Source organism: Rhodococcus sp. H29-C3 (genome assembly GCF_030063405.1).
Taxonomy (GTDB): Bacteria; Actinomycetota; Actinomycetes; order Mycobacteriales; family Mycobacteriaceae; genus Rhodococcoides.
The window spans coordinates 248,122-263,990 of sequence record NZ_JASITC010000001.1; the positions used below are offsets into that span (position 1 = coordinate 248,122).

17 protein-coding genes and 4 tRNA genes are annotated in these 15,869 nt (G+C 61.2%); 4 read left to right on the forward strand and 17 right to left on the reverse strand.

The genetic code is table 11. The features are described 5' to 3' along the window. Positions 1-3: 3 nt before the first annotated feature. The 4 genes from QMK32_RS01120 to rplJ all read right to left on the reverse strand — a co-directional run bounded on the left by QMK32_RS01120 (position 4) and on the right by rplJ (position 3,536). Positions 4-798, reverse strand: coding sequence for an MlaE family ABC transporter permease (locus tag QMK32_RS01120; RefSeq protein WP_136171191.1), 795 nt, complete (start codon positions 796-798; stop codon positions 4-6). Positions 799-803: 5 nt separating this feature from the next. Beyond that, the gene (locus tag QMK32_RS01125; RefSeq protein ID WP_502943498.1) at positions 804-2,099 is read right to left on the reverse strand and encodes an ABC transporter ATP-binding protein; all 1,296 of its coding nucleotides are present in this window, start codon (positions 2,097-2,099) and stop codon (positions 804-806) included. Between the two features lie 384 nt (positions 2,100-2,483). Then, complete coding sequence (gene rplL / locus QMK32_RS01130; protein ID WP_084346137.1) at positions 2,484-2,870, reverse strand: 50S ribosomal protein L7/L12; 387 nt, start codon at positions 2,868-2,870, stop codon at positions 2,484-2,486. An 84-nt stretch (positions 2,871-2,954) separates the two neighbouring features. Then, a complete protein-coding gene (gene rplJ / locus QMK32_RS01135) occupies positions 2,955-3,536 on the reverse strand; it encodes a 50S ribosomal protein L10 (protein ID WP_084346138.1) in 582 nt (193 codons plus the stop codon). Positions 3,537-4,035: 499 nt separating this feature from the next. On the opposite strand from rplJ, the gene QMK32_RS01140 reads away from it, so the two are divergent. Both QMK32_RS01140 and QMK32_RS01145 read left to right on the forward strand, forming a co-directional pair. Next, entirely contained in the window at positions 4,036-6,006 is a 1,971-nt protein-coding gene (locus tag QMK32_RS01140) for a CocE/NonD family hydrolase (protein WP_283472476.1), read from the forward strand. A gap of 8 nt (positions 6,007-6,014) precedes the next feature. Continuing rightward, complete coding sequence (locus tag QMK32_RS01145; protein ID WP_283472478.1) at positions 6,015-6,926, forward strand: alpha/beta fold hydrolase; 912 nt, start codon at positions 6,015-6,017, stop codon at positions 6,924-6,926. 57 nt (positions 6,927-6,983) lie between these two features. On the opposite strand, the gene rplA is transcribed toward QMK32_RS01145, so the two are convergent. From rplA to QMK32_RS01200, 11 genes are all read right to left on the reverse strand, one after another. Further along, complete coding sequence (gene rplA / locus QMK32_RS01150; RefSeq protein ID WP_283472480.1) at positions 6,984-7,703, reverse strand: 50S ribosomal protein L1; 720 nt, start codon at positions 7,701-7,703, stop codon at positions 6,984-6,986. A gap of 99 nt (positions 7,704-7,802) precedes the next feature. Next, on the reverse strand, positions 7,803-8,240 hold the full coding sequence (gene rplK, locus QMK32_RS01155) for a 50S ribosomal protein L11 (RefSeq protein ID WP_084346142.1): 438 nt from the start codon (positions 8,238-8,240) through the stop codon (positions 7,803-7,805). A 63-nt stretch (positions 8,241-8,303) separates the two neighbouring features. Next, positions 8,304-9,134: a transcription termination/antitermination protein NusG gene (gene nusG, locus QMK32_RS01160; protein WP_283472482.1), complete on the reverse strand. Its 831-nt coding sequence runs from the start codon at positions 9,132-9,134 to the stop codon at positions 8,304-8,306. Positions 9,135-9,209: 75 nt separating this feature from the next. After that, on the reverse strand, positions 9,210-9,671 hold the full coding sequence (gene secE / locus QMK32_RS01165) for a preprotein translocase subunit SecE (RefSeq protein ID WP_283472484.1): 462 nt from the start codon (positions 9,669-9,671) through the stop codon (positions 9,210-9,212). Between the two features lie 66 nt (positions 9,672-9,737). Further along, positions 9,738-9,810: transfer RNA gene (locus QMK32_RS01170), tRNA-Trp, on the reverse strand. 196 nt (positions 9,811-10,006) lie between these two features. Continuing rightward, complete coding sequence (gene hadB, locus QMK32_RS01175) at positions 10,007-10,432, reverse strand: (3R)-hydroxyacyl-ACP dehydratase subunit HadB (protein ID WP_283472486.1); 426 nt, start codon at positions 10,430-10,432, stop codon at positions 10,007-10,009. Continuing rightward, the gene (hadA, locus tag QMK32_RS01180) at positions 10,419-10,904 is read right to left on the reverse strand and encodes a (3R)-hydroxyacyl-ACP dehydratase subunit HadA (protein WP_179142253.1); all 486 of its coding nucleotides are present in this window, start codon (positions 10,902-10,904) and stop codon (positions 10,419-10,421) included. The genes hadB and hadA overlap by 14 nt, the downstream gene beginning before the upstream one ends. A 156-nt stretch (positions 10,905-11,060) precedes the next feature. Continuing rightward, positions 11,061-11,228 (reverse strand): 50S ribosomal protein L33, encoded by a 168-nt coding sequence (gene rpmG / locus QMK32_RS01185; protein WP_084346147.1) that lies wholly within the window; start codon positions 11,226-11,228, stop codon positions 11,061-11,063. Positions 11,229-11,312: 84 nt separating this feature from the next. Next, positions 11,313-11,385 (reverse strand) — tRNA-Met (locus QMK32_RS01190). 82 nt (positions 11,386-11,467) lie between these two features. Next, positions 11,468-11,540 (reverse strand) — tRNA-Thr (locus QMK32_RS01195). 149 nt (positions 11,541-11,689) lie between these two features. Beyond that, positions 11,690-11,772: transfer RNA gene (locus tag QMK32_RS01200), tRNA-Tyr, on the reverse strand. A gap of 155 nt (positions 11,773-11,927) precedes the next feature. Here QMK32_RS01200 and QMK32_RS01205 point away from each other — a divergent pair. Next, complete coding sequence (locus tag QMK32_RS01205) at positions 11,928-12,428, forward strand: YajQ family cyclic di-GMP-binding protein (protein WP_084346148.1); 501 nt, start codon at positions 11,928-11,930, stop codon at positions 12,426-12,428. Positions 12,429-12,493: 65 nt separating this feature from the next. On the opposite strand, the gene htpX is transcribed toward QMK32_RS01205, so the two are convergent. Beyond that, positions 12,494-13,354, reverse strand: a complete 861-nt coding sequence (gene htpX / locus QMK32_RS01210) for a zinc metalloprotease HtpX (protein ID WP_269304948.1) — start codon at positions 13,352-13,354, stop codon at positions 12,494-12,496. Between the two features lie 73 nt (positions 13,355-13,427). Then, on the reverse strand, positions 13,428-14,447 hold the full coding sequence (locus tag QMK32_RS01215) for a polyprenyl synthetase family protein (protein ID WP_283472487.1): 1,020 nt from the start codon (positions 14,445-14,447) through the stop codon (positions 13,428-13,430). Positions 14,448-14,620: 173 nt separating this feature from the next. Between QMK32_RS01215 and QMK32_RS01220 the strand changes: the two genes are divergently transcribed. After that, positions 14,621-15,865 (forward strand): geranylgeranyl reductase family protein, encoded by a 1,245-nt coding sequence (locus QMK32_RS01220; protein WP_283472488.1) that lies wholly within the window; start codon positions 14,621-14,623, stop codon positions 15,863-15,865. The last annotated feature ends 4 nt before the right edge of the window (positions 15,866-15,869 follow it).

The window sequence follows — 15,869 nt, forward strand, 5'->3', positions numbered from 1 at the left end:
GGGTCAGCTTCCCTTCGCCGGAACGACCTGGAGGTAAACCAGGGTGAGAATGAGGTTGGCGAAGAACAACAACAGGAAGGTGATGACCACCGTCTGATTCACTGCCTCACCCACGCCCTTCGGACCCGGGTTCGGGTTGAGGCCCTTGTAGGACGCGATGATTCCGGCGATGAGGCCGAAGATGGCCGCCTTCAATTCCGCAACGTAGAGATCCGGAAGCTGGGCGAGCGCCGAGAACGACGAGAGATAGGCGCCCGGAGTTCCACCTTGGAGAACGACATTGAAGAAGTAACCACCGGTGATGCCGACGACCGATACGAGGCCGTTGAGCAGCAACGCGATTAGGATCATCGCGAGGACTCGAGGAACCACCAGTCGATGCACCGGATCGATCCCCAACACGCGCATTGCGTCGATCTCTTCGCGGATTGTCCGCGAACCGAGGTCGGCGGTCACTGCAGAACCAGCAGCGCCGGCAATGAGCAGTGCCGTGACGATCGGACTTCCCTGCTGAATGACGGCCAGAACACTCGCGGCGCCGGTGAAGGACTCTGCACCGAGCTGCTTGATCAGCGAACCGGTCTGAAGCGAGACGACCGCGCCGAACGGAATAGCAACCAGAGCCGTCGGCAATATCGTGACGCTGGCGATGAACCAGGCCTGCTCGATGAACTCACGGAATTGAAAAGGCCTTCTGAACGTGTTCCGTGCGACGTCTACGAGCAGTTCGACAATGTTTCCGGCTTGCGCAATTGCGGCTTCCGCCGGAGCGAAAACGGATTTCTTGGAACTGCCCATAGCCCTTACTGTCCCCGCCCCTGCGATGGGTTGTGGCCCGGATCGCTGTGCCCCGCCTCGTAACCAGAGTTGTCGTACCCGGAGTTGTCCTGACCCGGGTTGCTGTAACCGGAGTTGTCATAGGCAGCGTTGTCATAAGCAGCGTTGCCGTAAGCAGCGTTGCCGTAAGCAGCGTTGCCGTAAGCAGCGTTGCCGTAACCCTGGTTTCCGTAGGCAGCGTTGTCGTTGACCTGGCCCTGACCTGATTCGGCGTAAGTGCCATCTTCGTATGAGCCCGCGCCACTGTATGCCGGAATGTGGTCACCCGGGTCGGTGGTGTCGAGGCTTTCCTGAATGGCGACCTGTGCGCTGTGCGGGAGCGTGTGCATGATCTGGCGTACTCGTTCCTGACGACGCCCGACCGCCTTGCGCACCGGGGTGCCTGGGGTGGCCTTCATCTGCGGGACAATGCCTTCGACGTCCTCGACGCCGCCGGCATGGTGCCCGGCATCGACCATCGCCTGCTCCTGCGCCATCTGCGCTTCGTCCTTCTCCTCCGACATTCCGATCGGTCCGATCATCGTGCCGTTCAAGAACTGCTTCACCACCGGCTCGTCGGAGGTCAAGAGCACCTCACGGGGACCGAACATCACCAGCTGACGACGGAAGAGCATCCCGATGTTGTCCGGGACCGTCCGCGCCAGGTTGATGTTGTGCGAGACGATCAGAATGGTCGCATCGATCTCGGCGTTGATGTCGATCAAGGTCTGCGAGATGTAGGTCGTGCGCACGGGGTCCAAACCGGAGTCCGGCTCGTCGACGAGGATAATTTCCGGGTCGAGTACCAGAGCACGAGCCAGGCCGGCTCGCTTGCGCATACCGCCGGAAATCTCACCGGGAAGCTTCTCCTCCGCGCCGATCAGACCCGTCAGCTCCAGCTTCTCCATGACGATCTTGCGGACGTCCGACTCGGACTTCTTCGTGTGCTCACGAAGCGGGAACGCGACATTGTCGTAAAGATTCATCGAGCCGAATAATGCGCCGTCCTGGAACAGGACCCCGAACAACTTGCGGATCTCGTAGAGCTCACGTGAGGAGCACTGCAAGATATCCGTGCCGTCGATGAAAATCTTGCCGTGCTCAGGACGGAGCAAACCGATCAACGACTTCAGGAACACCGACTTGCCCGTACCCGACGGCCCCAGCAGCGCACTGACTTCGCCCGACGGCAACGTCAAAGAGACGTCCTGCCAAATCTTCTGTACACCGAAAGACTTGGTCAATCCCTCGACCGAAACCTCGACTCCCACGCTGACCTCCACAGTTCATTGACATCGACCCTCATGTGGGTTGCGTCACTCTATCGCATGTAAGTGTCCGCACCGACATTGGAGCCTACTGCCGAGTAACAACATCCTCGGACCCGGGCCCGAATCCTGTAGTCAGTGTGACCCATCACAGCGCGGCACGCGGGCAACTCGCCGAATTTGCGCTCAGCTCCGAGTGTCGGCGCTGTGAACGAGCGCCGGTATGTCGCCGAACACTGTTTTCGGCGGGTCGATCGACCATCCGGTCACCATTCGGCGCATAAAGCAGAAGGCACGCTCCGAAAGAAATCTCTCCAGAGAGCACGAAAGGGCCATCCCCGGTGTGGGGATGGCCCTTTCGTAGTAGCAGAACAGACCGACAAGACGGCCCATCAAGAATTACTTGATGGAGATCTTCGCGCCTGCTGCTTCGAGCTTCTCCTTGGCTGCCTCGGCAGCATCCTTGGCGACCTTCTCCAGGATGGCCTTCGGAGCGCTCTCGACGAGATCCTTGGCTTCCTTCAGGCCGAGGCCGGACACGACCTCACGGACGACCTTGATGACCTGGATCTTCTTGTCGCCAGCCGACTCGAGCACGACGTCGAACTCGTCCTGCTCTTCTGCAGCCTCGGCCGGAGCGCCGGCTGCGCCTGCAGCGGCAACTGCGACGGGAGCGGCTGCGGTGACCTCGAAGGTCTCCTCGAATGCCTTTACGAACTCACTGAGCTCGAGGAGGGTGAGCTCCTTGAACTGGCCGAGCAATTCTTCGGTGCTGAGCTTCGCCATGGTGGCGGGTCCTTCCTGATAAGTACTCCAGTCGCTGATCCGCGACAAAAGTGTTTCGGGTTGAGCTGTTCGCTGGTGCGCGGATCAGCTTTCGGCGGGAGCTTCCGCCGGGGCTTCTGCTTCTACAGGAGCCTCGGCAGCTGCGGGTTCTCCTGCTGCCTTCTTCTCCTGCAATGCGAACGCCAAGCGGGCGAACTGCGATGCGGGAGCGTTGAACAGGCCTGCAGCCTTCGACAAGTTGCCCTTCATGGCACCTGCGAGCTTTGCCAACAGGATTTCGCGCGACTCGAGGTCGGCGATCTTGTTGATCTCGTCCACGGACAGCGTTGCGCCGTCCATGTAGCCGCCCTTGATGACCAAGGCCTTGTTGTCCTTAGCGAAGGCCTTGATGGCCTTCGCAGCGTCGACCGGCTCGCCCTTGATGAATGCAATGGCGGTCGGTCCGACGAACAATTGGTCGAGCCCGGTAATACCGGCCTCGGCAGCTGCACGCTTGACCAGGGTGTTCTTGGCGACGGAGTACGTGGCACCATCGCCAAGTGCACGTCGGAGCTGCGTCAGACCGGAAACCGACAAACCGCGGTATTCCGTGACGACAGCAGCCGTCGATCCCTTGAACTGTTCGGTGATCTCCGATACTGCTGAGATCTTTTCGGGCTTTGCCATACTTCGCCTCCTCTCGTTGAGGTTTTGTCGATCGCGAGAGGGCCGGAAAACGACGAACGCCCCGGCGCAAGAAGCACACGGGGCGTAGACATACATACGGCTCGGAGGCCGTGCAGCAGGTCCCTGACCTCGTTCTCCTGCGTGGGTCGTCCGAACATGCTCGGACCTTCAACCGCATACCTCTCAGGACGTTCTGAAATCAGAACAAGCCCTCGAGAAAGGCGGTGACCAACGGTCTTGGGTAGAACTTGATTTGGGCGGATCATCCCGCGGTCACTCGAAGGTCACCGTGATCAGAACCGTCGCCCAGGCTACCTCAGCCAGGGCGCCAACTCCAAACGAGCGGAGACCGGCCCGCCTGGCTTCTGGAAAGAGCTGCATGCGGGGCATGGTCGGCTTCCTGTGATTGCACACCAACTACTCGCCGAACGCACTGTCAGTTGGGACAATATTGCCGTGTTGTAAGACAAACGGCGTCGATGACTGTTCAATCGGATACATGACGGCAGCACAACTACGTCCACTGCTTCGCCCCGGTCGCGCCCCCGGGTCGGGAAGCGAGCGCGACCCCAGCGGGGGTACCGCAGCTCAGCGGTGGCGTGCACTGATCGATGAGCACCCTCTCCACCCGAAGATCGCGATCTCGAAGAACGTACGAATACCGATGAGCGACGGCGCTGTGTTGCGCGCCTACGTCTTTCGCCCTGCCGATGCATCTGGACGTGCTGTGCACGCCGAGTTTCCTACCGTCCTCAACATCACGCCCTACAACAAACTGCTGATCAAGGGGATCGACTCGGTCCTCGACACGCCGGTGCTCGGCCCCCTGATCAGAAAGTTCTCTGCATCGTTCGACCTGAGGGGAACCCCATTCGACGGCATCACCGAGATGACTCGGGTCGTCGCAGGTGGAGCCGCCGACCTTATGTCGGTCAATCGCCATTTGGTTCGCAGTGGATACGTGCAGATCATCGTCGACGTTCGCGGAACCGGGTCATCGACGGGTACGTGGGATGTTCTCGGCACCCGTGAGCAACTCGATTCGCTCGAGATCATCGAATGGGCAAGGGCCCAGGGATGGTGCAACGGCCGAATCGGCATGGCAGGAATTTCGTATTCCGCTATCAACGCGCTTCAGTCTGCTTCGAAACGCCCCGCCGGACTCGAGGCAGTGTTCGCCGTGGAAGGGTCCGTGGACATAGTTCGGGAAATCTTCGCGACCGGTGGCGCGCCGTCGCTGTTCATTCCCTTGTGGCTCACCGCAGTCAATGCGCTCAAGTGGGTACCGTCCCTCGGCGATCTCGAGTACTCGCACTGGCTACGGGACCGATTGCGTTCGCCCGCAACCGATCTCCTGGACTTGGCCAGAGGCTTCGTCACAGGTGGCGATCCACGAATCTACGACGTCGACTACTACGACACGATCAACGCAACGATCGAGGAGATCACCGCCCCGACATTTCTTTACGGCTGCTGGCACGACATCTTCGGCGGATCGGCACCTGATATCTACAACCGGTTGTCACTACCGCGCGGAGACAAGCAACTTCTCGTCGGTGACGGCTACCACGGGAACCCGGGTATCGGATTCGGCGAACCCGGATTTCCACCACGACTCGATGTGCTCGAGCGCGCCTGGTTCGACAAGTGGCTTCGCGACGAGGACAACGGAATCGAGCACTACGGACCCGTCACCCTTCGGCAGCAAGGCGGACAGTGGACCGCGCACGGCAGGTTCCCCGCACCGCAGGCGCAACCCACGCGGCTGTATCTCTCGGCTGCGACGTCGGGGACGGCGTCACATGCGGTGGACGATGGAAGCCTCGGGAGCTCACCCGACGGGACGAGGGGTGAATTCACAGTGCGGCCGTCGTTGTGGTCGGTCATCTCGCGCGACACCACTCAGGTTCTCGCCGGCATCCCCGCAATTCTCGGTGGCGGATTCACCTATGACAACAGAACCGCCGAGCGCGGGGCACTGACCTTCACGACACCCGTCGCCCATTCCGACACCGTCATTTCGGGGCCGACGAATCTCCACCTCCGAGTGGTATGTCATGCCCCGGAAGCACTGTGGGCGATCATGCTCTGCGACGTCGATCCCCACGGGCGATCCACCGTCCTGACCAACGGCGCGCTATTGACCACCCGTCGCGCGGTGGACGACGAGTTGTCTCTCTACGCACCCAACGGTGACTACACCCGCCCACATCACCCCCTCACGTCGGCCACGCTCCTGCCGGTTCCGATCGGTCGGCCGTTGACCCTCGATATCGATCTACTGACCACCGAAGCGATGATCGCAGCGGGACATCGTCTCCGAGTCGACGTCTTCCCCACCGACGCACCACGATTCATGCCTATTCTTCCGGATCTTCTCCGTACCCGGGGGCGAAGACAAGACCTGATCCTCGACCCCGAGCACCCAAGTTTTCTCGTGGTTCCGCTACTCGGCGAGCCTGGCTGGTAAGGAAAATCATGCACTCCACAACGGGTTTCGCGACGTCGAACTCGATCGAGATCGCCTATGAGGACATGGGCAACCCGAACGACCCTGTGGTGCTGATGATCATGGGTCTGAGCGCCCAGATGACGTTGTGGCCGCGTGAGTTCTGCGAACGGATTGTCCACCAGGGCTTTCGAGTGATCCGATTCGACAACCGCGATATCGGACTGTCCACCAAAATGGACGGCCACCGTATCGAAGGTTCTATACTGCTGCGGTTGTTACGTACCGAACTCGGTGCATCCAGCAATGTTCCGTACACGTTGAAGGACATGGCACTCGACGCGCTCGGACTGCTCGACTACCTCGAGATTCCTCGCGTGCACGTCATCGGCGCATCGATGGGCGGAATGATCGCGCAGGTCTTCTCCGGCCTGTATCCGGACCGAGTATCGAGCACCGCAATCATCTTCTCCAGTACGAACGAGGCCTTCCTGCCGCCACCTGATCCACGGGCGTTGCTCCCGCTCATGAAGGGCCCAGGACCGGATGCAACGCGCGAGGAGATCATCGCGCACTCGGCCAATACCCGTCGGGTCATCGGCAGCCCTGCCTACCCGACACCTCTCACCGAACTACTCGTGACAGCCGGTGAGATGTACGACCGCAACTACTATCCCGCGGGCGCACTCCGCCACATGGCGGCCGTTACCGGTACCGGCAGTCTACGGCGCATTGCCGCCTCGATCACCTCACCTGCCGTCGTCATCCACGGGCGCGCCGACAGACTGATGCGGCCGGCAGGCGGGAAGGCGGTCGCGCGTGCAATCGAAGGATCGAAACTGCATCTGATCGACGGCATGGGGCACGACCTCCCTAAACCGCTCTGGGACGAAATCCTCGGCGAGCTGTCCACCAACTTCGCGAGGGCCGCAACCAACTGATAGAAAAAGGCCGGCCCCATCGAGGGGGCCGGCCTTTTTCTTGTCGTTGCGGTGTGACTACGCGGTCACATCGTTCTCGAGAAGGTTGCGCGTGCGGGTCGGGTCGACCTGAATGCCGGGGCCCGTCGTGGTCGATACGGTGATCTTCTTGACGTAGCGGCCCTTGGCGGACGACGGCTTTGCGCGCAGGATCTCGTCCAGTGCAGCGCCGTAGTTCTCCACCAGCTTGGTCTGATCGAACGACGCCTTGCCGATGACGAAGTGCAGGTTGGCCTGCTTGTCGACACGGAAGTTGATCTTGCCGCCCTTGATGTCGTTGACGGCCTTGGTCACATCGTTGGTGACTGTGCCCGTCTTCGGGTTCGGCATCAGGCCACGCGGTCCGAGGACGCGAGCGATGCGGCCGACCTTGGCCATCTGGTCGGGTGTTGCGATCGCTGCGTCGAAGTCCAGGAATCCGCCCTGAATGCGCTCGATCAGATCCTCGGCGCCGACAACGTCGGCTCCTGCTGCTTCAGCCTCGATGGCCTTCTCGCCAGCGGCAAAAACAATAACCCGAGCGGTCTTGCCAGTGCCGTGGGGAAGGTTGACGGTGCCGCGCACCATCTGATCGGCCTTGCGAGGGTCGACACCGAGACGAACAGCAACCTCGACGGTCGGATCGAACTTGGTCGACGCCGTGTCCTTGGCCAACTGTGCTGCTTCGAGCGGCGAGTACAGGTTGTCAGCGTCGATCTTCGCTGCCTGCTCGAGGTACGCCTTACTTCGCTTTGCCATGTTTACTGTCCAATCGTTGGTTCAGAAGTGGTTGACGGGCCTGGCCGGCCCTACCACGTCGTACGGTGGTCAACTCCTGGTAGGAGCTGACCGAGGAGGTCATCCCTCTACGGTGATACCCATCGAGCGAGCAGTGCCTGCGATGATCTTCGCGGCCTGATCGATGTCGTTGGCGTTCAAGTCTTCTGCCTTGGTCTTGGCGATCTCGCGCACCTGATCCATGGTCACCTTGGCGACCTTGGTCTTGTGCGGCTCGCCTGAACCCTTGGCTACGCCTGCTGCTTTGAGGAGCAGTTTGGCTGCCGGCGGAGTCTTGAGCTTGAAGTCGAACGTGCGGTCTTCGTAGACCGAGATCTCGACCGGCACGACGTTTCCGCGCTGCGACTCCGTCGCTGCGTTGTACGCCTTGCAGAACTCCATGATATTGACGCCGTGCTGACCCAGCGCGGGACCGACGGGAGGGGCCGGGTTGGCCATTCCTGCCTGAATCTGGAGCTTGATAATCCCGGCTAGCTTCTTCTTCTTCTTCGGGGGCATTTCTTTTTCCTTGTATTCGCTCGGGTTTCTTGCGGTTGCTACTGCAAGTTGTGAGGAGGCCGGCTAGATCTTGGCGACCTGGGTGAAGCCGAGTTCGACCGGAGTCTCTCGACCGAAGATCGACACCAGAACCTTGAGCTTCTGCTGCTCGGCGTTGACCTCGCTGATACTGGCAGGAAGGGTCGCGAACGGGCCGTCCATGACGGTGACCGACTCGCCGACCTCGAAGTCGACCTCGATGGTCGGCTTCGAAGAAGACTCGCCCTGATCGCCGGACGTCTTCGAATCCTTGGCGTCCTTCTTCGAGCCTTCCTGCGGCATGAGGAACTTGACGACCTCGTTGATGGTCAACGGGGAAGGGCGCGAGGTCGCGCCGACGAATCCGGTCACACCGGGGGTGTTGCGCACCGCGCCCCAGGACTCGTCGTTCAGTTCCATGCGGACCAAGATGTAACCCGGCAGAACCTTGCGGTTGACCTGCTTGCGCTGGCCGTTCTTGATCTCGGTGACCTCTTCGATCGGAACCTCGACCTGGAAGATGTAGTCGCCGACGTCGAGGTTCTGAACTCGGGTTTCGAGGTTGGCCTTGACCTTGTTCTCGTAGCCTGCGTACGAGTGGATGACGTACCAGTCACCGGGGGCACGCCGCAACGCAGCCTTCATCTCCGCAACTGGATCCTCGGGTTCGGCAGATATATCGGCATCGACGCTTGAATCGACGTCGTCCCCTTCGGTCGGAACGTCCTCACCGGCGGCTGCCGCGACGTCGGCCTTGATGGCTTCGTCGGTCTCGCGGTCCTGAGCGGCCTGCTCCGCTTCGAGGCCCTGCTTGGTCGCCTCGACATCGGCGTCGAATGCGGCCACTTCGGTGGCGTCGTTATGCGGCGTGCTCACAGCAGCACCCTTTCTTTCGTTTCGTGCGTGTCGGCGGTCGTCGACCTGGTCGTCGCAGTATTTGGTCGTGATATTTCAGCCGAACAGCCAGCCGATACCCTTGATGAACGCCAGATCCGCGCCGCTGATGAACGCAACCATGAACACCACGAACGCGAGCACCACCGAGGTGTAGGTGACCATTTGCTTGCGGTTCGGCCAGATGACCTTACGCAGCTCGGCGATGACCTCACGGAGAAACTTACGCAAGCGCTTGAAGATATTCATGCGCTTCGGCTGACGAGTTCTGTCAGCACGAGTCGAGATCTTGGCTGTCGACGACTTGGTGACGGAGACCTTGCCGGAAGATGCTCCAACGGAAGACTCTGCGTCCGACGCGGTGCGCGTCCGACGAGTTGTTCGCTTACCGGTCGGCCGAACCGCTGCTGTCGAATCGGCTGCACCCTCGGTGCCAGCTCGGTCGGCGGTGCGGGCGGCGTCGTCGGGCGTCGACGAGTCCTCGGACTGGTCGTCGCGCTTTCCGCGCTCCTCGCTCACCGTCGTTCCTCTCAGTAGCTGACACCGTTGCAGCCCCCGCCGACGGCGGGAGATGAGCAACATGGGCAGGGGCGACAGGACTTGAACCTGCAACCTACGGTTTTGGAGACCGTTGCTCTACCAATTGAGCTACGCCCCTTCGGTACTACCCGCACGCGGGTGGAACCGTCCTGGAATTACACAACATTGCGTCACACAACATACGCGCCGACCCTGGACTTTCGAAACGATAGCCATGGCAGCGCGCAGCGCTGAGTAACCCCAGAAATCTCAGTGTACTGCACGGCGTGGAAACCCTGAAATCCCTGCGCGGGATCAATGGATCTACAGGCCGTTTATGCCAGACGGACGGTCGCAGTAGCCCGTCCGAAGATCTTCTTGCCCTCGAACTTCGCGGTGATCGCGATGACTGCCGACTTGGACTCCGTATCGACCGATTTGACCTTGCCGGTGTATTCCACGGACGCAGCCGAATCTGCCGGAACGTACACCGAACTGGTGAACCGAACGTTGTACTCGGTGACCGCACCTGGATCGCCGAGCCATGCCGTCAGAAAACCCGCCCCTAGACCCATCGTCAACATGCCGTGCGCGATCACGTTGTCCAACCCGGCGAGCTTGACGACCTCGTCGCTCCAGTGAATCGGGTTCGGATCTCCGGACACCCCGGCGTAGTTGACCAAGTCACCACGAGTGAGCTTGACGATCCGGTCGGGAAGTTCCTCACCGACCGTGACATCAGCGAAACTACGAAGCGCCATGCATGATCACGTCCTTCACTGCGTGGGCGATGTTCTCGTCGACTTCGCCGCCCGTACGGGCCACCAGGGTCGTCCAAGTGGTCTGCACGAGTTCGCCGTGTTGATCCGTGACGATGTTCTTCGTCGTGATGATGTCGCTACCACTCATCTGACGGAAAGATTCGAGGTGCACATCGCACGTGAGCTCGTCGCCGACCTGGATTGCCTTGTGAAACTGCAGACGCTGATCGGTCTGAAGAATCTGACTCGGATCGTAACCGGTGATGATCTCTCTGAACATCTTCGACTGCGCGATGATGCCGACGAGTGAGATGAAGGTCAGCGGCGCAAGCAGGCCGTCGTAGCCGAGTGCCTTGGCGGCGTCCTCATCATGATGCGCCGGATGCAGATCCTGCACGGCGCGTGCATACTCCCGCACCTTTTCGCGACCAACCTCGTACGGGTGGTCCACCCGGTAGTGGTGGCCGACCATACCGGCAGCGTGCGCGGCGGGATCTTGAACTGACTCAGTCACGCGGTATAGAACCTTTTCTACCCAGGACGCCGCAGACGTTAGGGTTCGAAGAGTAAGCCCAACGCGTGGCATCGACTCCGAACGAAGAAGAGCGGCCGGCGAACCGGCCGCTTCCTAACGAGATTCGCGGTGAGAGCGGTGCGTGCCGCAGTTCGGGCAGAATTTCTTCAGCTCGAGGCGATCGGGATCGTTACGACGGTTCTTCTTCGTGATGTAGTTGCGGTGCTTGCAAACCTCGCAGGCCAAGGTGACCTTGGGCCGCACATCGGTGGAGGAGGCCACTGGACGCCTACTTTCGGGTAAATCTGATCCGGTTAATCAGGACTGTGCGTACTTCTGGTGCTGCGTGTATCTGGTCTTCTTGTGTAGCGGTGACCGGACTTGAACCGGCGACGCAACGATTATGAGTCGTTTGCTCTACCAACTGAGCTACACCGCCTCAGGTGCTCACCCCTACACCTTCTCACTTTCGAGTATGTAACCGAAAGTAAGGGTGCCGACGCGAACCATCCAACCCAGCGAGCCCCCTAACGGAATCGAACCGTTGACCTTTTCCTTACCATGGAAACGCTCTACCGACTGAGCTAAGGGGGCGTTGCTTCGAGCACGGCAAGCCGTGCACTGAAGCCTTCAAGAGGTTACACATTCCTAGCGTCGAGTACCAAATTGCATGCTCAGCGCCGGTGAAACGTAACTCTTCAAGTAGAAACCCCAGCGAGTCGAAACTCGCCGGGGCTCCTGGGTGGCAGATGTAGGATTCGAACCTACGTAGGCATAAGCCGACGGATTTACAGTCCGCTCCCATTGGCCGCTCGGGCAATCTGCCGTGCTTGCACCGAAGAGATTCGCTCTCCTCGATGCGGTTTGAAGAATACAACGAACGTGCCCCCCGAACGCAAACCGGGTGCATAGAGGCCGTGCAAACGGGCTAACGTCGGGGTAAGTGCCTTACGCAATTCGATTCGACACAGGAGTAGTCAAGTGGCAGATTCGTCCTTCGATGTGGTGAGCAAGGTCGACCGTCAGGAGGTCGACAACGCAGTAGGACAGGCGGCGAAGGAGCTGTCGACACGCTTCGATTTTCGCGGCTCCGACACGACGATCGAGTGGTCGGGCAGCGGCGAATCAGAGGTGATCGTCATCACGTCCGAGAGTGAAGAAAAGGTCAAGGCAGCGCTCGACGTGTTCAAGGAAAAGTTGATCCGTCGTGACGTCTCGCTCAAGGCATTCGAGGCCAACGATCCGTCGCCATCCGGCAAGATCTACAAGGTCACCGGCAAGCTGGTACAGGGCATCACCACCGAGAACGCCAAGAAGATCACCAAGAAGATTCGCGACGACGGCCCCAAGGGCGTCAAAGCGCAGATTCAAGGGGACGAACTACGCGTCAGCAGCAAGAAGCGTGACGATCTGCAAGCCATACAGTCGATGCTCAAGGGCGAGGACTTCGGCATCGCATTGCAGTTCGTCAACTATCGGTAGGTGACCGACTCAGGTTGGAACGACGTGGGTGGGAGCTACGTGAGCTCGGCTTCCCACCTACGTCGTCAACCACCCCTGGCCATTCGCTCGAGTCGCTCGATTCGGTCCGCCATCGGCGGGTGAGTCGAGAAGAGCCGTCCGACCTTCTCTCCCGCTCTGAACGGGTTCGCGATCATCAGGTGCGACTCCGCGGCGATCCGCGGCTCAGGCGGCAATGGGGCAGCCGCAATGCCGCGCTCCAACTTGCGCAGCGCCGACGCCAACGCCAACGGATCACCGGTGAGCTCGGCGCCCGACTGATCGGCCTGATATTCACGCGACCGCGACACCGCGAGCTTGACGACGGTTGCCGCGATAGGTCCCAGCAACGAAACGAGTATGAGCGCGATCGGATTGGCGCCCCCGTTTCCGCGGCCACCGAACATGGACGCGTACAGCGCAAAGTTCGCGAGACCGCTGACCACTGCCGCCATCGCCCCTGCGACGGAGGAGATCAGTATGTCCCGGTTGTAGACGTGAGAAAGCTCATGTCCCAGAACGGCTCGGAGTTCACGTTCGTCGAGAATCGCCAGGATGCCCGTGGTGCAGCACACAGCCGCGTTCCTCGGGTTGCGACCCGTGGCGAACGCATTGGGACTGTTGGTGGGACTGATGTACAGCGCCGGCATGGGCTGATGCGCGGTGGTGGCCAGCTCGAGCACAATCTTGTACATGGCGGGCGCCTCGAGCTGAGTCACCGGCTGGGCATGCATCGACCGCAGCGCGAGCTTTGCACTGTTGAAATAGACGTAGCCGTTCATTCCGACGGCAAATACGACCGAGCCGAAGAGGATGACCGGGCTCCGAAACAGTGCACCGATGAATACGATCAGCGCAGACATCGCGACCAGCAGCCCGAACGTCTTTGCCCCGTTTGCGAAGCGCAATGGTGCCTCTTCCTCGAGTGTCGTGGTTGTTCACTGTGAGAACGTCCCCGACACTCGACAAGGTTCCCTGCGGTCAGCCCACTCGCTCGACGGTGTAGTGGACCAGGCGTCCCAGCGCGTCGTTCGCGGCACCCTGTGGGAGCTTTGCCAGCTCGGCGTAGGCCTTGTCGGCGAACTCTTCGAGTGTGGCTTTGGCCTTCGCCATTCCTGGGGAGCGTTCCAACAGTTGGAGTGCTTCCGCCAATTCGGCGTCATCGGTGACCGGTCCGTCCAGCAGTACTCGGAGGCGGTCGCCGTCGACGCCCTGCTCGGCGAGTGCGTAGAGCACAGGCAGAGTGTGGACACCTTCGCGCAGATCGGTGCCGGGAGTCTTACCGGACTGCTCGGCCTCCGAAGAGATGTCGATGATGTCGTCGGATATCTGGAACGCCGTGCCTACGGCATCGCCCAGCCGTTCGAGGCCGGCGACATGGTCGCTGTCCCCGCCCGAGAACGTCCCGCCGAACCTTCCGCACGCGGCGATCAAGGACCCGGTCTTCTCCCACACGACCTTGAGGTAGTGCGCGACGGGATCCTGGTCCGCTTTGACACCGATCGTCTCGCGCATCTGCCCGGTGACCAGCTCCGCGAATGTCTCGGCGATGATTCGAACTGCTTCGGGACCGAGCGTGGAGACCAGCCGCGACGCGTGCGCGAACAGGTAGTCCCCTGCCAGGATCGCGATACTGTTTCCCCATCGCGCATTGGCGCTCTCGGCACCACGTCGCATCGAGGCCTCGTCCATGACGTCGTCGTGGTAGAGCGTGGCCAAGTGGACGAGTTCGACGACCGTCGCCGCGGTCACCACTGCATCATCGGTCGGATTGGGTCCCAGCTGGGCGGTCAGCACGGTGAACAACGGGCGGAAACGCTTTCCACCGGCCCGTGCGAGATGCAACGCGGCCTCGGTGAGGAAGTCCTCACCGTCGGACAGTTCCGAGATCATCAGATTCTCGACGCTGACCAAACCTGCGGCCACGGTTCGTGCAAGCTCTGGATCGACCAGATCCACCCCGGCAACGACCGTCGATCCGGCCGTGTCGTCTGTGCTCACGTTTGTTGGTCCTGTCCTCGGTGTCTTGATCGGATCTGAAATCTCGTCTGCTGTCGGCGCCCCCGGATACCCGCTACTACCGTAGTGAATCTAGTGCGCGCCGTACCCGGAAGGTGCTTCACCCCACGTCCGGGCGCGGTGGGAAGCGCCGCGGTCCACTGCATACTGGATCTGTGTCCACTACTGCGGAGTTTCCCACCGAAGCCGAAGTGCTGGTAATCGGCGCAGGCCCCGCTGGTTCGGCGGCAGCTGCCTGGGCGGCGCGCGCCGGTCGGCAGGTAGTTCTCGCCGACGCTGCGACGTTCCCACGTGACAAGACGTGCGGCGACGGCCTGACCCCACGTGCCATCGCCGAGCTCGATCGCCTCGGCCTCGGCGAGTGGGTCCGCGGACGCGTCGAGAACCGTGGTCTGCGACTGTCCGGGTTCGGGCAGGAATTGCAGCTCGAGTGGCCAGGCGGTTCACTTCCGACGGTAGGCAGCGCGGTCCCCCGCTCGGAGCTCGACGACAGAATCCGTCGCACTGCCTTGGGGTCCGGCGCTCGGATGTTCGAAGGCGCCAAGGCTGTGTCGGTAGCCCGGAACGAGCGAGGTGTCGAGTCGGTCACCTTCGAGCACGGCGGCATGGAACGCACTCTCACGTGCAAAACGCTGATCATCGCTGACGGCGTCCGGTCGTCCCTCGGTAGGAAGCTAGGCCGCGAGTGGCATCGGGACACCACGTTCGGGGTCGCCGCTCGTGCCTACATATCCTCCGGCCGTAGCGAAGACCCGTGGATTTCCTCACATCTCGAGCTGCGCGACGGCGAGGGAGTGCTGCAACCGGGCTATGGCTGGATCTTCCCGCTCGGCACCGGCGAGGTGAACATCGGTGTCGGCACGCTGGCGACGGCCAAGCGGCCTGGGCCGGGCGCCCTGCGTCCGCTGCTGGATCTCTACACCGAGCAGCGTCGCGCAGACTGGGGACTGACCGGCGACCTTCGGGCTGTGGCGTCGGCCCTGCTGCCGATGGGTGGTGCGGTGTCCAACGTCGCAGGAAAGAACTGGGCGATCATCGGCGACGCGGCGGCCTGTGTGAATCCGCTCAACGGTGAAGGAATCGACTACGGGCTCGAAGGTGGACGCTTGATCGCGGACATGCTCGACGAGAACGACCTGAGCGAGGCGTGGCCCGCGCTGCTGCGCGAGCATTACGGGCAGGCATTTTCCATAGCCCGCCGACTCGCAGGCCTACTCACGGTCCCCCGGTTCCTACCCGCAACGGGACCTATCGGCATGCGTTCGACAGCACTGATGAAGATCGCGGTGCGAGTGATGGGAAACCTCGTCACCGAAGCCGATTCGGACCTCGTTGCACGAGCGTGGCGTGCATCGGGCAGCGCGTCACTGAAAGCCGATTCCCGACCGCCGTTCAGCTGAGGTG

Bases quoted from the DNA above. Each gene is read 5' to 3' on its own strand.
- QMK32_RS01120 (WP_136171191.1), bottom strand. From the start codon at position 798: ATGGGCAGTTCCAAGAAATCCGTTTTCGCTCCGGCGGAAGCCGCAATT.
- rplL (WP_084346137.1), bottom strand. From the start codon at position 2,870: ATGGCGAAGCTCAGCACCGAAGAATTGCTCGGCCAGTTCAAGGAGCTC.
- rplJ (WP_084346138.1), bottom strand. From the start codon at position 3,536: ATGGCAAAGCCCGAAAAGATCTCAGCAGTATCGGAGATCACCGAACAG.
- QMK32_RS01140 (WP_283472476.1), top strand. From the start codon at position 4,036: ATGACGGCAGCACAACTACGTCCACTGCTTCGCCCCGGTCGCGCCCCC.
- QMK32_RS01145 (WP_283472478.1), top strand. From the start codon at position 6,015: ATGCACTCCACAACGGGTTTCGCGACGTCGAACTCGATCGAGATCGCC.
- rplA (WP_283472480.1), bottom strand. From the start codon at position 7,703: ATGGCAAAGCGAAGTAAGGCGTACCTCGAGCAGGCAGCGAAGATCGAC.
- rplK (WP_084346142.1), bottom strand. From the start codon at position 8,240: ATGCCCCCGAAGAAGAAGAAGAAGCTAGCCGGGATTATCAAGCTCCAG.
- hadB (WP_283472486.1), bottom strand. From the start codon at position 10,432: ATGGCGCTTCGTAGTTTCGCTGATGTCACGGTCGGTGAGGAACTTCCC.
- hadA (WP_179142253.1), bottom strand. From the start codon at position 10,904: ATGGTCGGCCACCACTACCGGGTGGACCACCCGTACGAGGTTGGTCGC.